This is a genomic window from Fulvivirga sp. AWR4_260, from assembly GCF_056158185.1.
The window spans coordinates 2,683,721-2,707,321 of sequence record NZ_JBSWSU010000015.1; the positions used below are offsets into that span (position 1 = coordinate 2,683,721).

Annotated in this window: 24 protein-coding genes and 1 tRNA gene; 11 read left to right on the forward strand and 14 right to left on the reverse strand. The window is 36.5% G+C overall.

The genetic code is table 11. The annotated features are described in order from the left end of the window. The first annotated feature begins 21 nt into the window (after positions 1 to 21). Positions 22 to 624 carry an oxidoreductase gene (locus tag ACXACQ_RS17600; protein WP_474977283.1) on the forward strand — a complete coding sequence of 201 codons (603 nt, stop codon included), beginning with the start codon at positions 22 to 24 and terminating at the stop codon, positions 622 to 624. Here ACXACQ_RS17600 and ACXACQ_RS17605 read toward each other — a convergent pair. Further along, a complete protein-coding gene (locus ACXACQ_RS17605; protein WP_474977284.1) occupies positions 534 to 833 on the reverse strand; it encodes a hypothetical protein in 300 nt (99 codons plus the stop codon). The genes ACXACQ_RS17600 and ACXACQ_RS17605 overlap by 91 nt on opposite strands. A 25-nt stretch (positions 834 to 858) precedes the next feature. Further along, positions 859 to 1,128 (reverse strand): hypothetical protein, encoded by a 270-nt coding sequence (locus ACXACQ_RS17610; protein ID WP_474977286.1) that lies wholly within the window; start codon positions 1,126 to 1,128, stop codon positions 859 to 861. Between the two features lie 239 nt (positions 1,129 to 1,367). Between ACXACQ_RS17610 and ACXACQ_RS17615 the strand changes: the two genes are divergently transcribed. Then, complete coding sequence (locus ACXACQ_RS17615) at positions 1,368 to 1,526, forward strand: hypothetical protein (protein WP_474977287.1); 159 nt, start codon at positions 1,368 to 1,370, stop codon at positions 1,524 to 1,526. 60 nt (positions 1,527 to 1,586) lie between these two features. On the opposite strand, the gene ACXACQ_RS17620 is transcribed toward ACXACQ_RS17615, so the two are convergent. Next, on the reverse strand, positions 1,587 to 1,844 hold the full coding sequence (locus tag ACXACQ_RS17620; RefSeq protein ID WP_474977288.1) for a hypothetical protein: 258 nt from the start codon (positions 1,842 to 1,844) through the stop codon (positions 1,587 to 1,589). Between the two features lie 219 nt (positions 1,845 to 2,063). On the opposite strand from ACXACQ_RS17620, the gene ACXACQ_RS17625 reads away from it, so the two are divergent. After that, complete coding sequence (locus ACXACQ_RS17625) at positions 2,064 to 2,486, forward strand: helix-turn-helix domain-containing protein (protein WP_474977289.1); 423 nt, start codon at positions 2,064 to 2,066, stop codon at positions 2,484 to 2,486. Positions 2,487 to 2,536: 50 nt separating this feature from the next. Here the strand turns inward: ACXACQ_RS17625 and ACXACQ_RS17630 are convergent, their stop codons facing one another. Together ACXACQ_RS17630 and ACXACQ_RS17635 are read right to left on the reverse strand one after the other, a co-directional pair. After that, complete coding sequence (locus tag ACXACQ_RS17630; protein WP_474977290.1) at positions 2,537 to 3,895, reverse strand: tetratricopeptide repeat protein; 1,359 nt, start codon at positions 3,893 to 3,895, stop codon at positions 2,537 to 2,539. 107 nt (positions 3,896 to 4,002) lie between these two features. Next, complete coding sequence (locus tag ACXACQ_RS17635) at positions 4,003 to 4,152, reverse strand: hypothetical protein (RefSeq protein ID WP_474977291.1); 150 nt, start codon at positions 4,150 to 4,152, stop codon at positions 4,003 to 4,005. Positions 4,153 to 5,410: 1,258 nt separating this feature from the next. Here ACXACQ_RS17635 and ACXACQ_RS17640 point away from each other — a divergent pair. The 3 genes from ACXACQ_RS17640 to ACXACQ_RS17650 all read left to right on the forward strand — a co-directional run bounded on the left by ACXACQ_RS17640 (position 5,411) and on the right by ACXACQ_RS17650 (position 8,197). Further along, positions 5,411 to 6,313 carry a hypothetical protein gene (locus ACXACQ_RS17640; RefSeq protein WP_474977293.1) on the forward strand — a complete coding sequence of 301 codons (903 nt, stop codon included), beginning with the start codon at positions 5,411 to 5,413 and terminating at the stop codon, positions 6,311 to 6,313. 77 nt (positions 6,314 to 6,390) lie between these two features. Then, positions 6,391 to 6,594: a hypothetical protein gene (locus tag ACXACQ_RS17645; RefSeq protein WP_474977294.1), complete on the forward strand. Its 204-nt coding sequence runs from the start codon at positions 6,391 to 6,393 to the stop codon at positions 6,592 to 6,594. Next, entirely contained in the window at positions 6,584 to 8,197 is a 1,614-nt protein-coding gene (locus tag ACXACQ_RS17650; RefSeq protein ID WP_474978487.1) for a recombinase family protein, read from the forward strand. Before ACXACQ_RS17645 ends, ACXACQ_RS17650 begins: the two co-directional genes overlap by 11 nt. Here ACXACQ_RS17650 and ACXACQ_RS17655 read toward each other — a convergent pair. Further along, a tRNA-Val gene (locus ACXACQ_RS17655) sits at positions 8,154 to 8,231 on the reverse strand. The genes ACXACQ_RS17650 and ACXACQ_RS17655 overlap by 44 nt on opposite strands. A 145-nt stretch (positions 8,232 to 8,376) precedes the next feature. Here ACXACQ_RS17655 and ACXACQ_RS17660 point away from each other — a divergent pair. The 4 genes from ACXACQ_RS17660 (at position 8,377) to ACXACQ_RS17675 (ending at position 11,505) form a co-directional block, all read left to right on the forward strand. Then, positions 8,377 to 8,955 (forward strand): Crp/Fnr family transcriptional regulator, encoded by a 579-nt coding sequence (locus ACXACQ_RS17660; protein ID WP_474977295.1) that lies wholly within the window; start codon positions 8,377 to 8,379, stop codon positions 8,953 to 8,955. A gap of 60 nt (positions 8,956 to 9,015) precedes the next feature. Further along, entirely contained in the window at positions 9,016 to 10,035 is a 1,020-nt protein-coding gene (locus ACXACQ_RS17665) for an amidohydrolase family protein (RefSeq protein WP_474977297.1), read from the forward strand. Between the two features lie 115 nt (positions 10,036 to 10,150). Continuing rightward, the gene (locus ACXACQ_RS17670; RefSeq protein ID WP_474977298.1) at positions 10,151 to 10,888 is read left to right on the forward strand and encodes an alpha/beta hydrolase; all 738 of its coding nucleotides are present in this window, start codon (positions 10,151 to 10,153) and stop codon (positions 10,886 to 10,888) included. Further along, entirely contained in the window at positions 10,888 to 11,505 is a 618-nt protein-coding gene (locus tag ACXACQ_RS17675) for a hypothetical protein (protein ID WP_474977299.1), read from the forward strand. Before ACXACQ_RS17670 ends, ACXACQ_RS17675 begins: the two co-directional genes overlap by 1 nt. Positions 11,506 to 11,756: 251 nt before the next feature. On the opposite strand, the gene ACXACQ_RS17680 is transcribed toward ACXACQ_RS17675, so the two are convergent. The 8 genes from ACXACQ_RS17680 to ACXACQ_RS17715 form a co-directional block, all read right to left on the reverse strand. Beyond that, on the reverse strand, positions 11,757 to 13,151 hold the full coding sequence (locus ACXACQ_RS17680) for a TolC family protein (protein ID WP_474977300.1): 1,395 nt from the start codon (positions 13,149 to 13,151) through the stop codon (positions 11,757 to 11,759). A gap of 37 nt (positions 13,152 to 13,188) precedes the next feature. After that, positions 13,189 to 16,314: an efflux RND transporter permease subunit gene (locus ACXACQ_RS17685; RefSeq protein WP_474977302.1), complete on the reverse strand. Its 3,126-nt coding sequence runs from the start codon at positions 16,312 to 16,314 to the stop codon at positions 13,189 to 13,191. Between the two features lie 19 nt (positions 16,315 to 16,333). Continuing rightward, positions 16,334 to 17,464 carry an efflux RND transporter periplasmic adaptor subunit gene (locus ACXACQ_RS17690; protein WP_474977303.1) on the reverse strand — a complete coding sequence of 377 codons (1,131 nt, stop codon included), beginning with the start codon at positions 17,462 to 17,464 and terminating at the stop codon, positions 16,334 to 16,336. Between the two features lie 120 nt (positions 17,465 to 17,584). After that, positions 17,585 to 18,574, reverse strand: a complete 990-nt coding sequence (locus tag ACXACQ_RS17695; protein ID WP_474977304.1) for an MBL fold metallo-hydrolase — start codon at positions 18,572 to 18,574, stop codon at positions 17,585 to 17,587. 210 nt (positions 18,575 to 18,784) lie between these two features. Then, complete coding sequence (locus ACXACQ_RS17700; protein ID WP_474977305.1) at positions 18,785 to 19,663, reverse strand: helix-turn-helix domain-containing protein; 879 nt, start codon at positions 19,661 to 19,663, stop codon at positions 18,785 to 18,787. Beyond that, positions 19,663 to 20,586: a helix-turn-helix domain-containing protein gene (locus tag ACXACQ_RS17705; protein WP_474977306.1), complete on the reverse strand. Its 924-nt coding sequence runs from the start codon at positions 20,584 to 20,586 to the stop codon at positions 19,663 to 19,665. The genes ACXACQ_RS17700 and ACXACQ_RS17705 overlap by 1 nt, the downstream gene beginning before the upstream one ends. 89 nt (positions 20,587 to 20,675) lie before the next feature. Next, positions 20,676 to 21,659: an aldo/keto reductase gene (locus ACXACQ_RS17710; protein WP_474977307.1), complete on the reverse strand. Its 984-nt coding sequence runs from the start codon at positions 21,657 to 21,659 to the stop codon at positions 20,676 to 20,678. Between the two features lie 132 nt (positions 21,660 to 21,791). Then, complete coding sequence (locus ACXACQ_RS17715; protein WP_474977308.1) at positions 21,792 to 22,235, reverse strand: GNAT family N-acetyltransferase; 444 nt, start codon at positions 22,233 to 22,235, stop codon at positions 21,792 to 21,794. 504 nt (positions 22,236 to 22,739) lie between these two features. On the opposite strand from ACXACQ_RS17715, the gene ACXACQ_RS17720 reads away from it, so the two are divergent. Then, entirely contained in the window at positions 22,740 to 23,597 is an 858-nt protein-coding gene (locus tag ACXACQ_RS17720; protein WP_474977310.1) for an aldose 1-epimerase family protein, read from the forward strand. Positions 23,598 to 23,601: the final 4 nt, after the last annotated feature.

The window sequence follows — 23,601 nt, forward strand, 5'->3', positions numbered from 1 at the left end:
TCCTTTGACTAAAATATCAATATGAAACTTTTAGAAAAAATACAATTAGGCGATGCTAGTCTAAAAAACAGAATGGCCATGGCAGCGATGACCAGAGGCCGTACTGAAGAAAATGGCTTAGTGGGCGATATGACGGTAGAATACTATGCTCAAAGAGCAAGCGCAGGTTTACTGTTTACGGAAGCCATTCGGATTAGTGAAGACGCTACCGGAAGTCCACTCACCTCGGGTATTTTTACGGATCAACAAATAGAAGCATGGAAGAAGGTTACAACTGCGGTACATGATAAAGGCTGTGTTATTGTAGCACAGCTTTGGCACACCGGCCGCATGGGGCATTCTATAGACAGGGACGGGAAACTTCCTTTGGCGCCATCACCATTGGCTATTCGGGGAATGCAGCACTTTACCTCCCAAGGCAAGAAAGATTATGAGGTGCCTCAGGAAATGACAATTTCGGAAATCAAGCAAACTGTAAAAGACTTTGGTCGCAGCAAAAAAAAAGCTATATCAGCGGAATTTACCATCTTCTCTCAAGTAGTCTCTAATATCATTTGTTTTATGCGCTTTAGTTGCACCATTCCACGGAAGCTTTTGAGCTGCATTATCTGTTCTTTAAACTGATCGTGCAGCATGGTCACTTGGTGTTCATACGGAGTGATGAAATGAGCATCACTCATAATGGCCATGAGTTCTTCGTCATATACAGTTTTAGCAAATTCCATGTGGCTTGCCTCATACCGCTTAAAGAGCTCTTCCATGGTGTCAATAAGCTGATTGTGTACTGATAAAAATCTTTCGTACTGATTGGCATTAAATGTTTTACTTGTCATGGTGATGTGGTTTAAATGAAGAGATTTATTGGTGAAGTCTATGGCTATAGTTTTTTAAGAAGGTGATATGATTTTGCATTTTATCATACATCTCTTGGAACTCACCTTCAAAGGCAGCCAGAAATTCTTTAGGCTGTGGGCTGGTATACAAACACTTTTCATTAATAGTGGCCACTAACTCTGTATTAAGCTCAATATAAGCGTTCAGCTGCTTCTGCATATCCATTATAAAAGCATCTAAAAGGTTTCTTAATTCCTTAACCTCTTTGGATTGGTTATTTTCCTTTTCTTGCATAACTTAAGATTCTGATTTATTCAATAGGATAACTTCTTTTTTCCAAAGCCTTAGGGGAAAATGGTGTAACCTTTTCCCCTGATAGGCTTATCCTTAGTCCCCCCTGGACTTTGGCAATGGTTAATACATGTATCAGGCATGAGCAGCAAGGAGGGAACGTTTCTCCTTACCTTTCATGCCTGCCTGAATTCAAACACTGACATTCAGGATTTATCATTCATTTTAGCAGTTAGTAGAAAATGGAGGGTAGTGCTGAGAAGAACTCACACTGCCTTCCTTATATCAGCATTACAATAAGCTTTTCATTGACCATTAGTGCAGCGGCTGCCAGATTACATGCCGCTGCCGCTAATGGCGTTCAACCTAAACCCGCCCTTCCGTTTGAAGGGCTTGAATAACCTTTATGATGCATAAAGGATGCCCCTCGTTACACCCCTGCAACGAAGGGACTTTTCAACCTAAACCGATTTGTGTTGGCCTTTCATTTCAGTGAATTTCATTTCTATTTTGCCTTTTACTGCATAGCAATAAGTCTTTCTTGACTTATCATAAATAACTGGTGCGTTAAAAACAGATTTTAATCCATCAATCAAATTGTATAAAGTGCTTTTTGATACCTTTAATTGCTTTGCAAAGCTGTTGACATCACCTGTTTTTTCATGCTGCAATGCTTCGTCTACTGCTTTAATTTTCTCTATATTCAACATCTTCATCATTATCATGAGTTAGAATTTCTAACAAAAACCACTAAAAGACACTCTTTATTTAAGTAACTTTAACAATTGCATTTTTATTGATTAAAGGAACTTTTGAGGATTCCAGTATTTCTGGACTATTTTTTTAGTAGTTTTAATTCGGTTTAGCGATTTAACTATATCAAATATAGTTAGAATATCTAACATTAAAAGCGATTTGTATATTATTTTTAAATAAAAGTGAGAGAATTTAACTTTTTACTCAAGAAATACAGAGAAAGTATAGGCATGAATCAAGCTACTTTTGCAGAGGAGCTTAGTAAAAGGTCTGGAATTGAGTTTTCAAGAACTCAAATTTCTCACTATGAAACAGGAAAGAATCAACCCAGACTGGAATTGTTACCCATCATCATGGATATATTGAATGTATCTGCTGAAGCTTTAATGGGGCTACCAGAACCTGGGCAAAAGGATAATTTTATTCAATTTGATGTTACCGAACATTCAGCTACAGAAAGACAAGATATTACTGGAATGTCAAAACCTGAATTAAAGGAGACCATAGAAAAGCAATACGAGCTCACCGACAGGTTAATCAAAGAAAATATAAGACTGAAAGATATTATAATTGCTTTAGGCTATCAAAGTAAGGGTGAACATTAAAGCCTTTAGCCATTTAAAATAAAGAAATGAGCCGATTATTAGATTTGCAATCAGCTCTTATTTATTGGGGAATTGTAACCATATCTAAATGGACTATTGGCAATAATTCGAAGGCCTTCTTCATGGGCTGCATGATAACGCTTCAACACCCTTTTATTCTTTCTATTTATACTGCGCCAATAAATACAAAAGGCCACAAGAGTGAATATGATTATCGCAGACAAAGTCACTATGGTGATGATATTTCTGAAATTGCTTTCACTTAACTCTTTCGTTCTAACTTCATTACGATGCCTTTCTTCTGCTAGCTTTATCTCATATTGATCTTTTAATAGCTTGAGTTTGTCATTTAATGCTTCTAAATATAAAATCTGATCCATCTTGATTTGACTAATGGCCAAAAACGACTTAGCATGGCTCACAAAAAACTGTTCATTGATTAACTTTTCACTACTTGTGATCAATTGAAGAGCATCTGACAAACCTTCTACATGAACATTTGAAGGAACCTTATCTATTGCTGCTGATAATGTGTTTAAAACTACATTCGGATCATTGCTATGAAGCTTTGCTTTTAAGGTTTCCGTATTGAGTAAAAGTATTGGGTCTCCAATTTGTTCTTTTAAAACCATAGCTTTCTCAATCCAGCTGTTGGCCAATTGAGTATTGCCTTCTTCCACATATGACTCTGCAATATTACTTATAGCTCTAGCTCTTTCTTTAAGGTTGTTTTCGGTGGTATGTTGAATAGATAATGTATACATCTCTCTTGAGTGAGAAAATTCGTTTTGATCAAAGTATACTTTACCTTTTGCATTGTACAACTCTGCTAGTGATGATTGCTTCTGATAGGTGTTAGCCAATGAAATGCCCTTATCCACATATTCCATTGCCATCTCATATTCATTAACGCCTGCATAGTCTAAGGCAATATTTAAATAAACCGTAGGGAGCCAATCTTCTCTTTCAACTTCTATAAATAAAAGCTCAGCACGCTTCAAATACCCCAAAGAGGCCTCTGTGTAACTTGCTCGCCTATATTCATCCCCAATATTATTCAAAGCTTTAGCTAAGCCATATCTATCATTTATCTTGGTATAAAACTCTAATGAGTTGATGTACGCTTCAGCGGCTTCTCCAACTTTATTCTCAATATGAAATAAATATCCTGTAGCACTATAATATTTGGCCATATACTCATCACTTCCTGCTTCTTGACTAATCTGCTTCAATTCACTAAGAATTTCTCTAGCCCTCGCAGGATTATCATATTCACTAAGAAATCGCTGATATTTTTCTTCTAGGATTTGGGTATCAATTTGCTTAGAAGTTGAAATGACATCTATATCATCATTGGAACAAGCCCCAATAAAGATTAGGACTGCTATTATAGGAATAAGACATTTCATACTGATAGGTTTATAGTTGATATAGCTTCAAAGCTACACCAAAGTATAAAGCCTATTACCTATAAATTATTGATGTAAATTACACGTATGAGGGAGGTTCAATTATTTTACTCTGGCGGGATGTGGCCTCCTCCAATTTCCGTGTCTTGTAATTGCTCCGCATCATTAGTTTTCGGTTGAATATCCTCTTCGCTACAAGCCGAAAATAAAATTAGAGTTATAGCTGAGATCGCTACAATGATTTTGATTGATTTCATGGGAGTATTGTTAAAATTTCAATATAATAGGTGTATTTATCTTATTGTCAGTTATTTATATTAAAACGCATGCCGCTGCATTCTTAATGTTAATAATTCTAACCGCTAGTTTTATTGTATATATAAAAATATTAAAAATAAATTAGAATTTTAAGGGTGTTATAAATTATTCCAATCTTTTTGGAATAATTTCAAAACACAAAAAATAAAACTCAAAAACCCTATTAATCAGGAAGTTAAACTTAAATGACATTTTCTGTGGATGAGTTAGCTATCAATATGATCCGCTAATAATATAGTAAGATATCACCAGAAAGGAAGGATAATAATATGCTTTTCATGAATTATGTTACAAATTCTTACATCAATATTTTAAAATAAATTGAACATAATTTATTTTGTTTTAACCAATTCTATATTTAGAGTCTCCTTTTAAGTATGGAAAAGAGTTATTTCTGATATATATTGTTTCGATAACTCCATAACGATGCTCACACTGAGATAACACCTACTTAAGTGGTGAGCTTTGAGTTCCATAGTACGCTGATACATATTTAGATACAAAGTATTTAGCTTTTCATTGCTTATTCTACAATTGCTTTTCATGATGTCTAAATTGGCCTAAACACTATTTTTCATCAAATAGAGCAGTTTTGCATTCCTTCGTTTTTAGCCTTTTCACTACCTTAAGCAGCCTTCCTCTCTCAAGCGCACCCTATGATTGATTAGTTTACGCATTGCACAACTTTTCAGCTTATCCTTGTTTATTATTAGTAACCATGTGTAATAAAGTGTAATCATGTGTTTTTAGCGCGTTAGTTATCTGTGAATTAAGTTTTCGGGAGTGAAATGATGGAGAAATCTCTACCTTTTAATGAAATGTAGCCATAGCAATCAATGACCATAAAGGCAAATAATGAGATTCGCGGTCGTGGCTAAGTAAACTTCATTCACCTGTAACGCTGTAAACCCAGCTTTAAGAGAGGAAAATTCAGCAAGGATAGGCTGTTTTTGATGTAAACATGGAGTTTATAACCTGTAAACAGGCTGTAAACTTGGTTGTAAACAGACTTTGTTTACAAGTAAGGGTTTTGTCCGGAAAAAACCTGTCATAATCTTAAAGAAAATGAACTATAAAAATTCATCATGGTTATTGAACAACACAACATATAGCATGATGTATTTTAAAAATTATTACAAATTGAAATAATTTTTAAAATATCTTTGAAATTAAATTGTTTCTTTCTTATCATTGATCATGGATAAGAAATTAGACAGTTACTTTGGAGGCGCTAGTTTAGCCCTGGCAATCCAGCTACATCAAGAGATGACCCAAAACAAATTATTTACAGTGAAAGAGACGGGTTACCTATCCCTTTTACTAAAAAGATGGGCGGAGAAAGAGGTGCTGGACAACTATTGGGATAAAGATCAAGGCCACAAGAAATTCACTTACATAGAGTTCATTTGGGTAAAAATTTTAGGAGAATTAATAGCCATGGGAATAGCGCCTGCCACTATAAAGTCCATGAAAGAAGACCTCTTTGAGAATATCCCTATTTCTATTCTCCAAGAGATGTTTAAAGCTAATCCCGAACTCATCAACCAGCTTACTGATGAAAGTGAGCGGGAACAGTTTCAAGAGATGATTGATAATGAGGAAGTATTAGATGAGGGAAATGATAACCTGAGTTTTAATCTACTCACACAGCTAGTGTGTGAAACAATACTGCATAGACAACCAATATCACTTCTACTATTTACTGATGGCACATGGCTGCCATGGTACGAAAATAGGACTGACATATTAGATGAGGAAGACTTGCGCAAAGTAGCATTTGACACTCATGTGAAAGTGAGTATTTCCAAAACAGTCAAAGATTCTTTCCTCTCTGAAGGCTCTGATTACCTGCTATCATACCTCAATATATTTACCTCAGCAGAAATGAAATTACTTAAAACAATAGGCTCGGGGGAATATGATAGCATTACCATTCATTTTAAGAAAAAGAAAATGAATAGTCTTGAGCTAACCAAAAAACAAGATGTGAAAAGAAGAATTGTGGATATACTCCAAGATTCCGCTTATCAAAACATCGAAGTAAAAACGCATGACGGGTTAGTTACTTCATTAACTAATACCGTAAAAGTGCGATTATAACTACCTTCATAGAAGGGCAACACATGCAGAAGCACTTCACTTGTAATACCAAGATGGCGCTTACCACCATGTAAACATTGAAATCAAATAATAAAAAAGAGAAACTAACAACTGATAAATTACCTGATCAAAACACAAGATTAACCTATGAAGAAATTGCCGCTGTAACTGGGTTTGAAAATATTACAGAAGATGAAGCAATTACTTTATCCGATCTTATTCATAACTATTGTGTAATGTCCTATCAAGCTTTTAACCATCATAAAAACCATGAGCAATAATTTACAAGCATTCAAAGCCTTTACCAAGGGGAGTCATAACACCACCACCAGAAACACCAACCATACTGTAATCTATACCAGAGTATCCTCTAGAGATCAAATGGAGAAAGGCGCCTCATTAGAAAGTCAAAAGAAGTACTGCGAAGAGTTTGCAACTAAAAAAGGCTTAGAAGTAGTGGCTTATTTCGGTGGGACATATGAGTCTGCAAAGAGCGATGGGAGAAAGGAATTTAACAAAATGCTGGAGTTTGTTAAAAGATCAAAAAAAGTGGCTTACATTATTGTATATAGTTACGATCGATTTTCCAGAACAGGAACCAATGGGGCTTACATCAGTCAGCAGCTTTTAAAATCTGGGATTACCACCTTATCGGTAATGCAGGAAGTTAACCCAAAGACTAGTTCAGGGGCATTTCAACAAGACTTATATTATCTCTTTGCCAAATTTGATAACGAGCAACGTAAAGAGAAATCCGTCACAGGAATGAGAGAGAAGATCAGGCAAGGCTATTGGGTGTGGCAACCTCCGCTGGGCTATACAAACAAAAAACCTGGAGCTACAGCAGATAAGCATGACCTTCAGATTGATGAGGCTGGAAAATTACTTAAAAAGGCATTTTTATGGAGAGCCAATGAAGGTCTGCCAATAGTTGAAATAGCAAAACGACTTAGCGCATTAGGACTACCTATGACTGACAAGAAGCTATCTAAAATTTTTAAGAACCCTTTTTACTGTGGCATAATAGTTAACTCTATGATCCCTGGGGAAGCTGTGAAGGGTAAGCACAAACCATTGGTTAGTGAAGATATTTTCTTTAGAATAAACGAAAAAAATCAAATTAGGCCACTTGGGTATAAAATGCAGCCTGAGAATGAGCATTTACCCCTAAAAGTATTTTTAAAATGTGAGTCCTGTAATAACCCTATGACAGGCTACTTGGTAAAGAAGAAAAATATTTATTACTACAAATGTAGAACTAAAGGCTGCTGTAATAATAGAAATGCGAACAAACTGAACGAGCAATTCAAGGGTATACTTTCCTCATATCAACTATCAACAGAATTACAGCCCTTAGTACGCCTTCAAATGGAAAAGCTTTTCTATACACTCAATGAAAGTAAAATAGAAGAGAACAAGCAATACAAAAAGCAGCTCACTTTACTTAATGAAAAAATAGAGGGAATGGAAGAGCGATTTGTAACAGGAGAAATTGATAAAGAACTTTTTGATAAGTATAGCTTAAAATTCAAAGACGAAAGGTCACAAATTCAGCAGAATATAGAAAATAATGAAATTAGTAGTTCTAACCTTGAAGAATGCATTGATTTTACTCTCAACACCAGTGGTAACTTGCTGAAATTATGGGACTTATCAGATTATGTCAAGAAGCAAAACTTGCAGCAATTGCTATTTCCAGAAGGGATTTTATATGACAGAAAAAACGATACACTTCGAACCACGAGAGTAAATTCATTTTTCAATGTAATACCCACAATATCAGCATTTTGCAGTAAAACAAAAAAGGGGATAAACAGTCTTAAAACTATCTATCCCCTTGTGGTGGGCGCTGAGGGATTCGAACCCCCGACCCCCTCGGTGTAAACGAGATGCTCTGAACCAGCTGAGCTAAGCGCCCTTCTTTAAGGAGATGCGAATATAGGAAACTTTTACTTTTTAAAAACATCTTGAAGAAAAAAAAGAAAATAAATTTCACATTTATTTAACACGACACCAAACAAAAGCCTTATTATAACGGTATAAAAATATACATAATAAGAAACATGTATTTCGAGCAGTTTAAAACAATCGTATATCGTTTGCAGCCTGTAGAGGATGACATCCTGAAGGAGATATATCAAGAGACAACAATCAAAAAGTTTGACAAAGGCGATTATATTTTACGCGCAAATGACATATGTAAATATCTCTATTTTGTAATTGAAGGGGGAGCAAGATCATTTTATACAACAAAAACAGGGAAAGAAAAGACAAGATTAATTGCCTTCGAAAATAGAATTGTTACCGTTTTGCATAGCTTGGTACAATCCCAACCATCAATAGAAACGCTACAAGCCATGGAAGACACCGTGCTAGTGTGTATTCATAGAGATAAATTTTTCTACTTTATAGAAAGGTACCCTATCTGGGACAGGTTTTACAGACGCATGCTAGAGGAAGCCTTTTTTTACCAGAACCACAAAATTGAAAACCACATTACACTTACAGCCCAAGAACGCTACGATATACTTTTAAAGGAAAGGCCCGAATATATTCAAAGGGTCTCCAACAAAATATTATCTAGCTTCATCGATGTAAGAGAAGAAACACTTAGCCGACTGAAAAGTAAAAGTCGATTTTGATCTAGGTCAATGACTTAAGCTTCATTATAGCCGTTTTTTGTACTTATAAATCAAGTAATTATGAGTACAGCAAAAAATAGATTAAAAATAATAACCACTGAGGAGCATTTTATATCTAAAGAAATCAGTGCATTATATTCAGACGAGGTTAAAAAACTTAATCCTCACTTTCAACAAGCATTTAATCAAGATGATGTCTATTCGCCTTCTTTAGAAGCGCTAGAAGATATGGCGGAAGGCCGTATCCAAGACATGGATAAGCACGGCATCGATATGCAAGTTTTATCTTACACCAGTCCGGGTACACAGATGCTAAGTGGCGACACTGCCATTACACAGACAAGGAAAATCAACGATATGCTAGCTGCTGCTATCAGCAAATATCCGAACCGTTTTTCAGGCTTTGCTTCTTTACCTACAGCTGATCCAAAAGCAGCAGTAGCAGAACTGGAGAGGTGCGTTAATGAATTAGGCCTGTCTGCGGTTATGATTAACGGCAGAACAAATGACCTATTCCTTGACCACCCTTCTTTTGAACCTTTGTTAGCTGCAGCGGAGAGACTGAAAACTCCCATCTACATTCATCCGGTTTTGCCTCCAAAGGCTGTTTTTGAAAGTTATTTTGACAATTTGGCCCCAATGGTAAGCGCCAGGTTCTCTACTGCAGGCTGGGGCTGGCACAACGAGGCTGGAATACACGGAGTAAGGCTCATATTGGCTGGCATATTCGATAAATTTCCTGATTTACAGATTATTTTAGGACATTGGGGAGAAATGGCAACTTTCTATTTAGAGAGAATTAATGATGTGCTTATGCCTGTAGCTCCACATTTGGAAAGGTCAATATCTGAATGTTTTCAGCAAAACTTCTACATCACGCCAAGCGGAATGTTCTCTTTACCATCGTTACTGCATAGCATTCAAATAATTGGAGCAGACAGAATCTTATACGCGGTAGACTATCCTTATATACCTCAGGATGGAGCCAGGGCCTTTTTAGAGAATGCTCCGATCAGCCTGGCTGACAAAGAAAAAATAGGATATAAAAACGCTGAAAGATTGTTAAACATTAAATTATAAACACATGACAAATACTATTTCTGTTACTAAAGATGACTCTCTGATTACAGGTCGACTAAAAGTAGAAGGAGCTAATTTATATTATGAGAAAATAGGAGAGGGGCCGCTGCTTTGAATGATACCTGGTGCTAATGGAGATCACTTTATTTTTAATGCTGTTCGTCAATTTCTGAAATTTCATTTTACAGTAGTTACTTACGACAGACGCGGTTTTTCTGGTTCTGAGTTAACCGAAGAGCAAGACTATGCTGTAAGAATAGAAACAGATGCAACGGATGCCGTTACGCTGATCAGGCACCTTTCTAATGAACCGGCTTATGTTTTTGCCAGCAGCTCAGGTGCTCTTATTTCTTTGCAGATGATAACCATGTTTCCTGATGACATTAAAGCTTTAATGGCGCATGAACCAACAGCATTGAAATACTTAAACAATACTGAATACTGGACCAATGCCAACCAAGAAGTATATGACTTATACAAGAAGGAAGGTATGGATGTTGCCAAAAAGAAATTTGTAGATACTTATATTCCTGGCATGCCAGATGCTGCACTGATGAGCCGTAGTGATGGAGAAGAAAATGGCAATAACAAATATTGGTTTGAACATGAATTTCTCCAGTATCCGTCTACTGACTTTGACACCTCAGCATTAAAACTAAATAAAAATAAAATCGTCTTCTGCGTAGGCAAAGATTCAATTCAAACGGTAGTAGCATGGCCAATTACCATTTTAGCCAGTGATTTTGGTACTCCGGTTCTTTACGTCCCTGGTGGGCATTTAGGCTATTTAATGCACCCCGAAATATTTGCCAATACCATAATGGAAGGCTTGAAAAAAAGATCATTGATATAATGGAATTTCTATTAAAGAAAAATATTCCTCAAAACGACACAGAGGTTTTAGAAAAAGCTCGAATAAAAGAATTGATTGAGTTTGAGCGTTTTTGTAGAGACAACGCCAACTGGCAGGAAATGAAAAAGTGCTTTACAGCAGATAGTGAAGTAAAAATCAGCTGGTTTGAAGGTACAGGCGAAGAGTTTGTTAATGCTTCGGAGAAAATGCAGGGTAGGGCACCACATCAAATACACAATACTTTGGTATGGCAAAATAATAACAAAGCAATAGCATTGGTAATGGCCACCATACAAAAGCGTTTGGTCATAGAAGACGTACTTTGTGAAGTAGCCTCTGATGTTAAATTGCTTTACAAAATAGTAAAACAGGAAGGAGAGTGGGCAATTAAAGGGTTTGAAGGTATTTATGAACAAGACACTATGAAAACGGTGTATCCTAATGCCTCATTGGACTTAAATAATACTCTTTTTAATATATACAGAAGTAGTTATGCTTGTCTGGCCTTTGCACTAGAGCAAATTGGCTATTCTATTAACAATGATTTGCCTGGCTTGGATAAACCTGAGTTAGTCCATCAACTATATGAAGAGGCCGATCAATGGCTGGCTGAATAGTGAACTGCAAATAAGAGCGGGCTGACCTGTCAGCCTGCTTATTCCATCACCTCCTCCAAGCTAAATATCAAAGTGTATGAATTTTTTTCCGTACGATTAGTTGGGCTTAATGCACATTTTTTAAACTCATCAAATTAATAAGTCGGTAACAACCTGATTTAGTGCTGGATTATTCAAGAGACTGATGAATGGCGAAAAGAACAATAAAATATAAATAAAAGCAGGCTGACTGTTCAGCCTGCTTCTTTTAATTATCTCCAACCACCACCAACTGCTCGGTATAAGCTAACTAATGACTGCAATTTTTGATTCTTCTGATTGGCCACATCAAGGCTAGAATTTAGTGCATTTTGCGCTGCGTTTAGCACTTCTAAATAATTAGCCATTCCATTATTTAATAATTCTTTCGAAAACTGTGTTGCCTGATAGTTCGCCTCAAATTCATTTTCTTTAATAACTTGCATCTCCTTTGCTGTCTTATAAGCATATAATGCATCAGAAACTTCTCTACTGGCTGTTAAAACCGCCTGTTCAAAAGCTATTTTGGCTTTATCTTGCTCTAGTTGGGCCACCTCATATTGCGTTTTAATTCTTCTCCTATTAAATACTGGCTGCGTTAACCTCGCTATAGCAGTTAAAAACAAACTTTCAGGATCTAGGTAATTTTCAAATTCTATGGCCTGATATCCACCACTTGCTGTCAATGTGAAAGAAGGATAAAATTGACTGCGGGCCACATTGGTTAACTCAAAGGCATTTCTTACTTGAAGCTCTGCAGCCATTACATCAGGTCTATTACTAATCAACTCAGCAGGTACACCCACTGATAATGCCGTATCAATATTTTGCTCTTCTAAAGATGACCTTAACATAGCATATGGAGTTTGTCCCATGAGTATAGAAAGCAGGTTTTCTGTCATATGAATCTGATTTCTCAATTGCACCAAGGTAGCTTCTGCAGTATATAGTTGAGCTTCTGTCTGTTTAACACCTACCTCTGAAACTTCACCACTTTCTTTAAGGCTGTACATCGTTTCTAAACTTTGCCTTCTGGTTTCTATCGATCGCTCTGTAATACTAGCCTGTTCATCAAGTGTCAGAAGATTATAATAAGCTGAAACTATATCGCTAATAAGTCTAGTTTTAACAGCTTTATGTGCTGCTAAAGATCTTAAATAACTAGCTTGCTGTGCTCTATCTGTACTTCTAATTTTACCCCAGATGTCAGCCTCCCAAGTTAAATCCCCAGTTAAATCATACTGATCAAAACTAGTAGTACCTAAACGCCCCATTCGGCTATTGCCAGATAATTCTTGATGAGTATAACCAGCACTTACTGCAAGCGTAGGATAATAACCTAACTTAGCTTGTTTACTATACGCTTCTGCTATCTCAACTTGTTTAATAGCTGTGCGTATGTCCATGTTGTTCTGTAGACCTTGCTCAATGTACTCGACCAGCAGGCTATCTGTAAACAATTTTCTCCATGAAAGATGAGCTAACATAGTACTATCTCCTTCAGGCATTATCTCATCGGTACGGTAATGCCAACTCTTATCTATATCACTGCTTTTATAGTCTTTTGCTGCAAAGCAACCTTGCAATAAAAGAATAATCGCAGCCTTAAATATTATATGTTTTTTCATAATAAAATATCCATTCAAATGATTCGATCTCCTCCTCTTATGCTTCCTGAGTATTTTTGTTGCTTACCTTTTCTTGTAGCCATTGAAACACGATATACAAAATAGGTATTACAAAAACACCCAATAGTGTACCTACTAGTAACCCGCCAGCTGCTCCTGTACCTATAGCTCTATTACCTTGAGCGCCAATTCCTGATGCTAAAACAAGGGGCAGCAAGCCTAAAATAAATGCAAATGAAGTCATTAAAATGGGACGCAAACGAGCTTTCGCTCCATCTATAGCTGAATCAACCAGTGATTCTCCTTGCTTTCTTCTTTGAATGGCAAATTCCACAATTAGGATGGCATTTTTCGCTAATAACCCTATCAGCATGATCAAGGCAATCTGGAAATAAATATTGTTATTAAGCCCGGCAATTTTGGTAGTAATAAATGCTCCAAACACACCTAATGGCAATGAAAGTAATACCGAAAAGGGAAGTAAATAGCTTTCATATTGTGCACTTAGCAAAAAGTAAACAAATACTACTACAAGAATCAAAATTGTCGTAGTTTGATTTCCTGCACTTATTTCTTCTCTAGTTAATCCAGAGTATGCTGTTCCAAAATCTCCAGGTAGCGATTCAGCTACTTCTTCTACAGCTTTAATGGCGTCCCCAGTGCTGTAACCAGGGTTGGTAGTACCTGTTATAGAGGTTGAATTAAATAGGTTAAATCGTGTAACTGATTGGGGGCCAAAAACCCTTTTTAAGCTTACTAGTTGTGTAATAGGAGTCATCTCACCATTAGCAGTACGTACCTGTATGGCATTTAAATCCTCTAAATTCGCCCTGTCTTCCGGCAAAGCCTGCATGTATACCCTATACTGTTTACCAAACCTTGAAAAATCAGCTGCGTATATACCACCTATATAGCCTTGCATGGTATTAAATATATTATCAATATCTACACCTAGCTCTGTAGCTTGCGCCATATTTATCTCTAGTTCGTATTGCGGATATTTAGTACTGAAAGAGGATTGAGCAAATTGGATTTCAGGCCTCTGACTAAGTTTACTGATGAAGTCTTTATTCACCTCATCTAGCTTTTGAAAATCTCCTCCCGAACGGTCTAACAGGCTTAACTGAACCCCTGACGAGCGACCAAAACCAGGTATACTTGGGGGCTGAAAGAAAAATATTCTTGCATCAGGTATGCTAGCCGAAAGTCCAAAAAGACTTTTTGTTATGGCTTCTATGGATTCCTCTTCTGATTCCCTCTCATCCCAATCCAGCAACTTAATGAACCCCATGCCATAATTACTTCCTTGCCCATTAATCAAACTTTGACCATTAATTATAGTCATTCCTTCCACACCCTGAAGGCTTTCTATTTCATCATACAGCTTTTTAGTTACTTCTGTAGTTCTATCTACTGATGCCCCTGCAGGCAATTCAACATTTAAGAAAATAACTCCTCTATCTTCTGCCGGCACAAAACCAGTAGGGGTAGTTGTTGAAGCCCAATAAATACCAACACCGGCTAATACGATACCTAAGGCTGAGATCCATTTATTTTTATAAAGAAAATGAAGAGATTTTCCGTATCGAGTAATAGTAGCATCAAAGGCTTCATTGAAAGCAGAGTAAAATCGCTGCAGAAAATTCTTGTGTTTATCTTCATCTTTGTTGTGGTGTTTTAAAAACAAAGCACATAATGCAGGGCTCAATGTAAGTGCATTTACTGCTGAAATAAATATGGCCACTATTAATGTGATACCAAATTGTTGATAAAACACGCCTGTAGGCCCAGTTATAAAGGTTACAGGAATAAAAACTGCTCCCATCACTAATGTAATAGACACAATAGCACCAGATATTTCTTGCATAGCTTCAAGTGATGCCTCCTTTGCACTGTTCATTCCTTCTTCGAGCTTGGCATGCACTGCTTCTACCACCACAATGGCATCGTCTACTACAATGCCTATCGCCAATACCAAAGCAAACAATGTGAGTAAGTTTATAGTGAAACCAAATAAATTAAGGAAAAAGAATGTACCTACTATGGATACTGGTACCGCAATGGCAGGTATTAAAGTAGCCCTAAAATCTTGTAGAAATATAAATACAACTATAAATACCAGTATGAAGGCCTCAATTAAAGTATGTACTACCTTATCGATAGAAGCTGTAAGAAACTCGTTAGTGTCGTAAGGTATAAATACTTCGATACCTTCAGGAAAATCTTTCTTTAAGTCTTCTAACTCAACCTTAACATTCTCGATTATCTCCTGAGCATTAGATCCTTTAGTTTGATAAATACCAAAAGAAACACTAGGATATCCATTAGTGATGGAGTTGTTAGCATAAGTTTGGGCATCAAGCTCTATAGTAGCTACATCTTTAAGTCTTAAGTATTGTCCTTCTCCTATAGATTTTAGTATAATTTCACTATACTGATCTTCTCTTTTGTATCGTCCTTCATAGGTAATTACGTAAGAAAAAGCTTCTCCATTATTTTCACCTAAAGTACCAGCAGCGGCTTCACGGCTTTGTTTTCTCAAGGCATTGCTTACATCTGCTGGAGTAATACCATAAGCTGCCATTTTATTTGGCTTAAGCCAAATGCGCATAGCATAGGTACGTTCTCCTAGAACACTTACACTACCTATACCTTTCACTCGTTGAAAAGCTGGTATAACATTTATGTTTAGGTAATTCTGGAGAAAAGTATCGTCATACTCTTCAGAGGTAGAGTAAAAACTCAAAAACATCAAAGAACTGGTTTGCCGCTTTTGGGTAGATACCCCCGTTTGTACTACAGCTTGCGGCAAGAGGGGAGTAGCTCTAGAAACTCTATTTTGAACGTTAACCGCTGCAATATCCGGATCTGTGTCCTGATCAAAGTAAATAGTAATAGTAGCCGTACCATTATTGGTAGCTGTTGAGGTCATGTAAGTCATTCCCTCCACGCCATTAATTTGCTCTTCTATGGGAATAATTACACTTTCAAGTACCGTTTCTGCTGTAGCTCCCTGATAGTTGGCACTCACCTCTATCGTAGGTGGTGCTATATCTGGGTATTGCGTAACTGGTAATGAGATCATTCCTAGTACTCCTAAAATTACAACCAGAATGGAAATAACAGTAGACAATACAGGACGTGTTATGAATACTTTTAACATAAAATGTCTTTTTTTTATTTTATTTAAATTCTGGTTTTATAGGCTTCGCTACACTATCAAATGGTATCGACTGAGGGGCAATTTTAGTTGCCCTTTTTAAGTTTTCAGCTCCTTTGGCTACAATAAGATCACCTTTATCTACTCCTTCCTGTATTATAAACAGAGCGCCTGCGGCATCTTTAATTTTAATTACACTAGATTTTGCCACGGAGTCTTTCCCCACCTTATAAATCAAAATCTTATCTTGCATCTCTTGAGTAGACTGCTGTGGTACTACAATAGCATTGCTATAAGTATGAGGAACCTTTATAGTACCACTACTACCGTTCGTTAGCAATCCTTCAGCATTAGTGAAAGTAGCTCTTAAAGATATAGAACCTGTTTGGCTATTGATCTGCGAGTTTATGGCTTCAATTTTGCCCTCATGCTCATACTCGGTTCCGTTAGCCAACATAAGTTTAACTGGTGGTAGGTTTTGTATTTTTTCTCTTTTCGTATTACCTAATACATTTTGCATAAAATCAAGGTAATCTTTCTCATTTATTGAAAAGTAGGCATATACATTACTAATATCAGTAACTGTGGTGAGCACCATTTGGCTATTAGGGTTAACTAAAGCACCTTTTCTTAACCTTATTTGACCTACATACCCATCTACAGGACTTTTAATATTGCCGTATTCTATATTTGCCAGAATACTATTGTAAGTACTTTTGGCTTGTTGCAACCGGGCTATAGCGGTTTCTAACTGTACTTTACCTATAATATTTTTGGCCACCAAGGGTTGAAGCTTATCCACTTCTACCTGAGCTGCATTTACATTTGCTTTGGCAGCTTGTGCATCCTGATCTAGACTTTGTGTTTCAAGTCTAAAAAGAGTCTGCCCCTTCTTCACCTTTTCACCTTCGTCTACCAAAACTTCAGTTATGTATCCACTTATTTTGGGTCTTACTTCGCTGTTCACCACTCCGGTGATTTGAGTAGGGTAGGAGGTAAAAGAAGTCACCGTTTTCTCTGGAACGGTTACAACAGGGTATTTAGGTGATTGCTTTTGCGCATCCGTTTTCGCATTCTGTTCTTTATCATCTCCACAGGATATACATCCAAAAACGAATGCAGCAATGATAACGCGTAAGTTATACTTAATCATATTATATTATTCTTGTGCTTAAATTGTTTCGGGTGTAACGAAAAGCATCTGTCTTCGACCATTCTATATTTGTCAGTCAAACACCCTTAAAACTCAAAGACAGATTACTTTTATTTTTTATTAATGAAGATGCAGCGTGGCCCATGGTGAAAGGGCAGTAGGATAGCCTTCAGTAAGTTCATGATAAACTGTTTCTGTGAAAGTTGGGAAGCGAGGATCAACAGGTTTATCTGGTAAGGCAGACTTTACTTCTTCCAAGCTTTTACCCGCCAATACCATTTGTTTTACAGCTTCTCTTCTTTTTACTGTAGCATCTAATCGTTGTTGCAACATTTCTTTTGACAGCATAGGGCCATGGCCCGGCACATAATAATTAGCTTTTAGAGCTAGTAAGCCTTCCATTGATTTAATCCAATTCAGGCTGCTTCCTCCATAATGAATGACAGGAAATTCACAATTATTAACCAACATATCACCAGCGTACACTATCTTATAGCCGGGTAGGTAAATAGCCAAGTCAGCACTAGTATGAGCTGGCGCAACATTAATCAACTCAACCTTAACATTATTGAAGTTTTCCGCTTTTGAAAAGCCAATTTCCTCGCTAGGTTTATAACCCGCTAATGCCTGGTACAAAGGACCAAAGAAAGGGCCACCTTCTTCGTCTTTTACAGATGCCTCCACAATAAGAAAGGTATTTTCATTGGCAATTAGGTTATCCACATTTCCATAGGCTGGCAGTCCTCCAATATGATCTGGATCTGCATGAGTAAGAATTACTGTTTTAATAGGTAATGAAGTAACATTTCTAACTTCCTCTATGGCTTTATCAGCCGCTGGTTTATTCAATTGTGTATCAATTACAATTACCCCATCTTTACCTACGATAAAGCCTGTATTACACACACCTCCTTGTACCCAGTAAGCTCCTTTTTTTAATTCGGTAGCCGTAAGTCTTAAAGGCTTATCGCTATGTTGTGCACTTACTCTCACACCTGCAATAACCAAAAGCATAACTGCTATTAGCCCCTTTTTAACGGAAAATAATAAGCTGATATCAGAGCTATTTCGTGACTCAGCTATCTGATAAATTGAATTTTTCGACTTCATAATACTTCTGTTTAACTGTTGCAAGCTGAAGCTTATAATGTCCTTTTGTTAACCTTTAATTAAATACGAAGACTTCAAAAAGAACATTACATCAACCAAAAAAATAGCTCCAGTGTACATTTACATTATTTTTATAATGCAAAAGAACAGTTAAAACAGACAGTAAAACAGGTCTAAAAATCCAGAAAAATGGTCAATATGTCAGATCATCTAAATACTACTCTCTCTATAAACTTTGGGGTTCACGCCAGCGTTGCGCTTAAAATATTTCCCAAAAAAGGAGGGATTAGCAAAATTGAGCATATCAGAAACTTGAGCAATAGTTAGTTCTTTTTTTTGAAGTAAAACCTTGGCCTCCAAAATCACCATTTCATTGATGACTTCACTCGCTGTTTTACCTATTTGCTCTTTCAGCACTTGAGATAGATGCTTGGAGGTAATCGACAATTTATCAGCATAATATGAAACATCACGATGCTCATGAAACTCAGCAATAAGCAACTCTTTAAAAGACCTGGCAATTACATGGCCATGACTAAAAGGTATTTTGTCATTTCGATCAAAATCTTCATAAATGTCTTCCATTTCTAGGAGCAGCGCCATTAGCATATAACCTACGATGGTGTTTCTGCGAATGGTTGAGGCTCCACTTTTACTTCCTATGTTAAGTAAATGCTCACTTACTATGTCAAACTTATCTTTCTCCAAACTCACAAAATGTGGACCTACATGTGAGAAATATGACCGTTTCTTAAGAAAAAATGGGTCAGAGAGTATACCTGACAGAAAGCTTTGAGAGAAAAAAACACTCACCGTTTGCAAACTATTATCCTCTTGTTGCCACTGCCTAATCAGCTCTGGTGCAATAGCCACAATTCCAGGTGCTGATATTTCATATTTTTCTAAATCAACTGATAGCACGGCATTACCTTGAAGTATTAAACCTACACTGTACATCTCAGACCGATGAGGCTCAGAAGGATGCAAGGAGTAGGCATGTGGTGGTTTAAAGAAAAAGCCTTCACTATCATTTTCCAGCCCAAATTTTTGAGTAATCTCGTCTAGGTTTAACTTCTTTATTTTAGTCATTAAGGCTCATTACTTTGGAAGAATGATTTTCTAAACTCTCCGGGAGTTTGATCCGTTTTTTGCTTAAATAATTTACTAAATGATTGTGAATGCTCAAAACCCAACTTATAGGCTATTTCTTTTACACTAAGCCTTGTGTTGATCAAAAGATTTTTAGCTTCCTCCAATAGAAGCCGATGAACATACTGCTGGGTAGTTAACCCAGTTATAGCCGATATAATGTCATTTAAATTGCGGGTAGAAATATTGAGCTTTTGTGCAATATCCAAGATGCTGGGTAAAGTGGTATAACCTTCTTCCTTAGTGAGGTATGCATGAATAATACCTTCCAATTGAGTAACCAAATCATGACTAAAAGACCGTGCCTTTTCAAATTGTCTTTTATAGAACCTATTGCTGTAATTCAGCATTAACTCTATAATATTCACTAAAATATCTTGATTAAATGGCTGCTCTGTATTGTTTAGTTCTTTTAGTAAAAAGTCAAATATAGAAGTAACCCAGACCTTTTCTTCACTGGTTAGCACCAAAGCCTCTGAAACCTGATATGAGAAAAATTGGTATTTATGAATGGTTTGACCCAAAGGGTAATTTCGAATGAAATCAGGGTGGAACATCAGCACATAACCTTCATTTTTACTTTCCCCAACAGCTGGAATGATCACCTGATTCGGAGCAGCAAATACCAAGCCCCCTTCTTTATAAACATAATGTCCAAGACCATATTTTACTTTGCCTTTAAATCCTGGTCGATAGGCTATGCGGTAAAAACCTGCAATAGGTTCTGCATTAAACTCATTAATTACACGTGGTGTCTTAGCATAATCCACTACCGCTATTAAAGGATGAGAGGGCTCAGAAATCCCTCTCATCTTTAAAAAGTGAGATATGCTATTCTGCTTATCAGGCCTGCTATCATCCATGACTAACTATATAACAAAAAATCTTACTATAATATAGAAACTAATGAGCATATCTGACATATATACCACCACCATTTTCTTACCCAAAGTTATGCAGGCACTAACTTATTTAGTGCTTCTGGGTATCTCTCACCTTCTAAAGCTCCAATAGCAAAAGTCTTATTTAGCACTGATAATTCCTCTGCCGTAAAGTTTATATTTAAAGCTTTTAAATTATTTGCAATGCGCTCTGGCTTGCTCATTCCTACTACAGGTATAATATCTTCACCCTGACTTAAAACCCAAGCAATGGCCAACTGCGATGCACTATACCCTTTATCAAACGCCATACTTTTCAATATCTCTACCTTTTCAAGGTTCTTCTCTAGAGCACCTGCCTGAAATCGAGGGAAGGCTTTTCGGTAATCTTTATCATCAAGTGGAGCATTCAATTTACCAGTAAGTAGACCGTAGGTTAATACTGAATAAGGTACAACACTTACACCAAGCTTTCTAGCTGTGGGTAGAATCTCCTTTTCAATAAACCTAGTAGACAATGAATACTCTATCTCTAATGCTGCAATTGAATGCTCCTTATGGGCTCTTTTCAGTTGATCCGCACTAGCTTCTGACAAACCTATGTGCTTAACCTTACCTTCTTTTACCAAATCAGCGATAGCACCAATAGTTTCTTCAATAGGCACATTCGGATCTATTCTAGCGGGTTGGTATAAGTCAATTTCATCCACCCCCAAACGAGTTAATGAGTAACTACAAAAGTTCTTTATTGCTTCAGGTCGACAGTCAATACCTAAGAATTTACCCGTTGGACTACGCATTACTCCAGTTTTAACACTAATGAAGACCTTGTCTTTGCGTTCTTTAATAGCCTGACCAATGACCATTTCATTATGACCGGTCTCGTAAAAATCTGCAGTATTTAAGAAATTTATACCTGAATCAATTGCCTCATGAATGGTCTTTATAGTTAGCTTATCCGCAGCCTCTTGATCAGAGGTATTGACCAACCTAGAGCCCAATGCAATGGCTGACACCTCAGGACCATCTGTTCCTAATTTTCTAAACTGTACCATATCCTTATATTTAAATTACTACAAAGATAGCGAAGCACTGCTCAGGCATTTGTAATCAAAAAGTTGAAGATGTAGTAAAAAAACAATAAAAAAGCACCTAAATTGGTGCCTCAATATATTTTAAAGTTTTATTTAGGGAAGCTGCAGCTCCATATCTACATGCAAAATACCTTCATCATCATACGGCTCTGATATAGGTTTAAATCCAAATGAAGCATAAAATTTACTCAAGTAAGTTTGAGCCTGTATAAATACGGTATCAAACGTAGCATCTTTATGCAGGTAATTAAGACACTTCTTTACAAGTAAACTACCATATTTCAGGTCACGACAATCTTCTCGCACCACGAGCCTTCCAAATGCTGCTTTGTCGGATTTTTTGTAGGCACGTAAATAACCTACTACCTCATTTTCCTTTTCTATAAAAAAGTGTTCGGCATCATAATCAACATCATCAAACTCTGGGTAAATGCATTGCTGCTCTATTACAAATACATCGAAACGTAATTTGAGAATTTGGTATAATTCCTTATTAGTCAATTCGTCAAATTTTTTCACCTGAATCAGATCACTCATAGAAGTGTATTATTTAATAATTAGTAAATCACAATACTAATTTTTTTCAAATACTAACACAAATCATCTCCTCAACATAATAAACGGGCACAAGTCTGGTTATCATTAATAATAAGGCATATTTATACTTGACGCGGAAACATATTTTAACTTTATTTGTTTTGCTTAATTTTTCAATAAATAGGAGAGAAGGATGTTAAGATCAGATGTTATTTGGCTGCATATCATACTAGGTTTTGGTATTGCATTTTTTGAATTAGCGATGAATGATGTTTTCGAAGTAACCATATGGACCACCCTCACCACTTTTGAATGGTTCTTTTTCCGAAAATTAGGTTTTATTTAGATGCTCAAGGCTTACATTGTAAGCCTTTTTTTATGGCTATTTTAAAGTGATTCAACGCTCCGTTGGATTAAAATATAAACGTAAATATTCTATTTATATTTAGCATTAACTTATTTAATAGGCCATATTCGCCCTATCGTTAATAATATTACAACAAGATGAGTATTACTTTAGAAAATGAGTACTTACGTATAACTATAAAGAAAGAGGGCGCTGAATTAACCTCAATTTTCAATAAAAGCAAAAAAAAGGAAATGTTATGGTCTGCTGATAACCAATTCTGGGGAAGGCATGCACCAGTCTTATTTCCAATTGTGGGCAGGCTAAATAAAAATCAATATGTCCACCAAGGACGTATTTACGAAATGTCGCAGCATGGATTTGCCAGAGACAAGCAGTTTGAAATAATAGCGCACAACGACACCAAAGTGTCCTTAACATTAAAATCTACTCCTGATACCCAACAGGTTTATCCCTTTGATTTTGAGCTAACATTAATCTACGAACTTTCTAACAATGAGATAATTCATAGCTATAAAATCAAAAACAGAGGAGAGGAAGAGATGCTTTATTCTATAGGCGCTCATCCTGCCTATATACTAGATAATACTTTTGACCAATATCACCTACAATTCCATAGTTTAGAGCCGCACCTTAAACGTACCTTACTACAACAAGGGCTTCTCGACAATCAAATTGAATATCAGCTCGATAATGAAAGCAAATTAACGCTGAGCCAAGAGTTATTCTTAGAAGATGCCTTAGTCTTCGAAAATTTACAGTCTGACGCTATCAGCATTGTACATGGAAGTGAAAAAATACTTACCATGAACTTTAAAGGATTTCCTTTTTTTGGCATTTGGACTAAGCCAGGAGCACCATTTTTATGTTTAGAGCCTTGGCTAGGAATAGCGGATAGTGTTGACTATAACGAAGAACTTTCAAACAAAAAAGGGATTCAAAAATTACCTACACAAGAAGAGGCAGAGCATCAATACCAAGTAACTATACACTAATGTA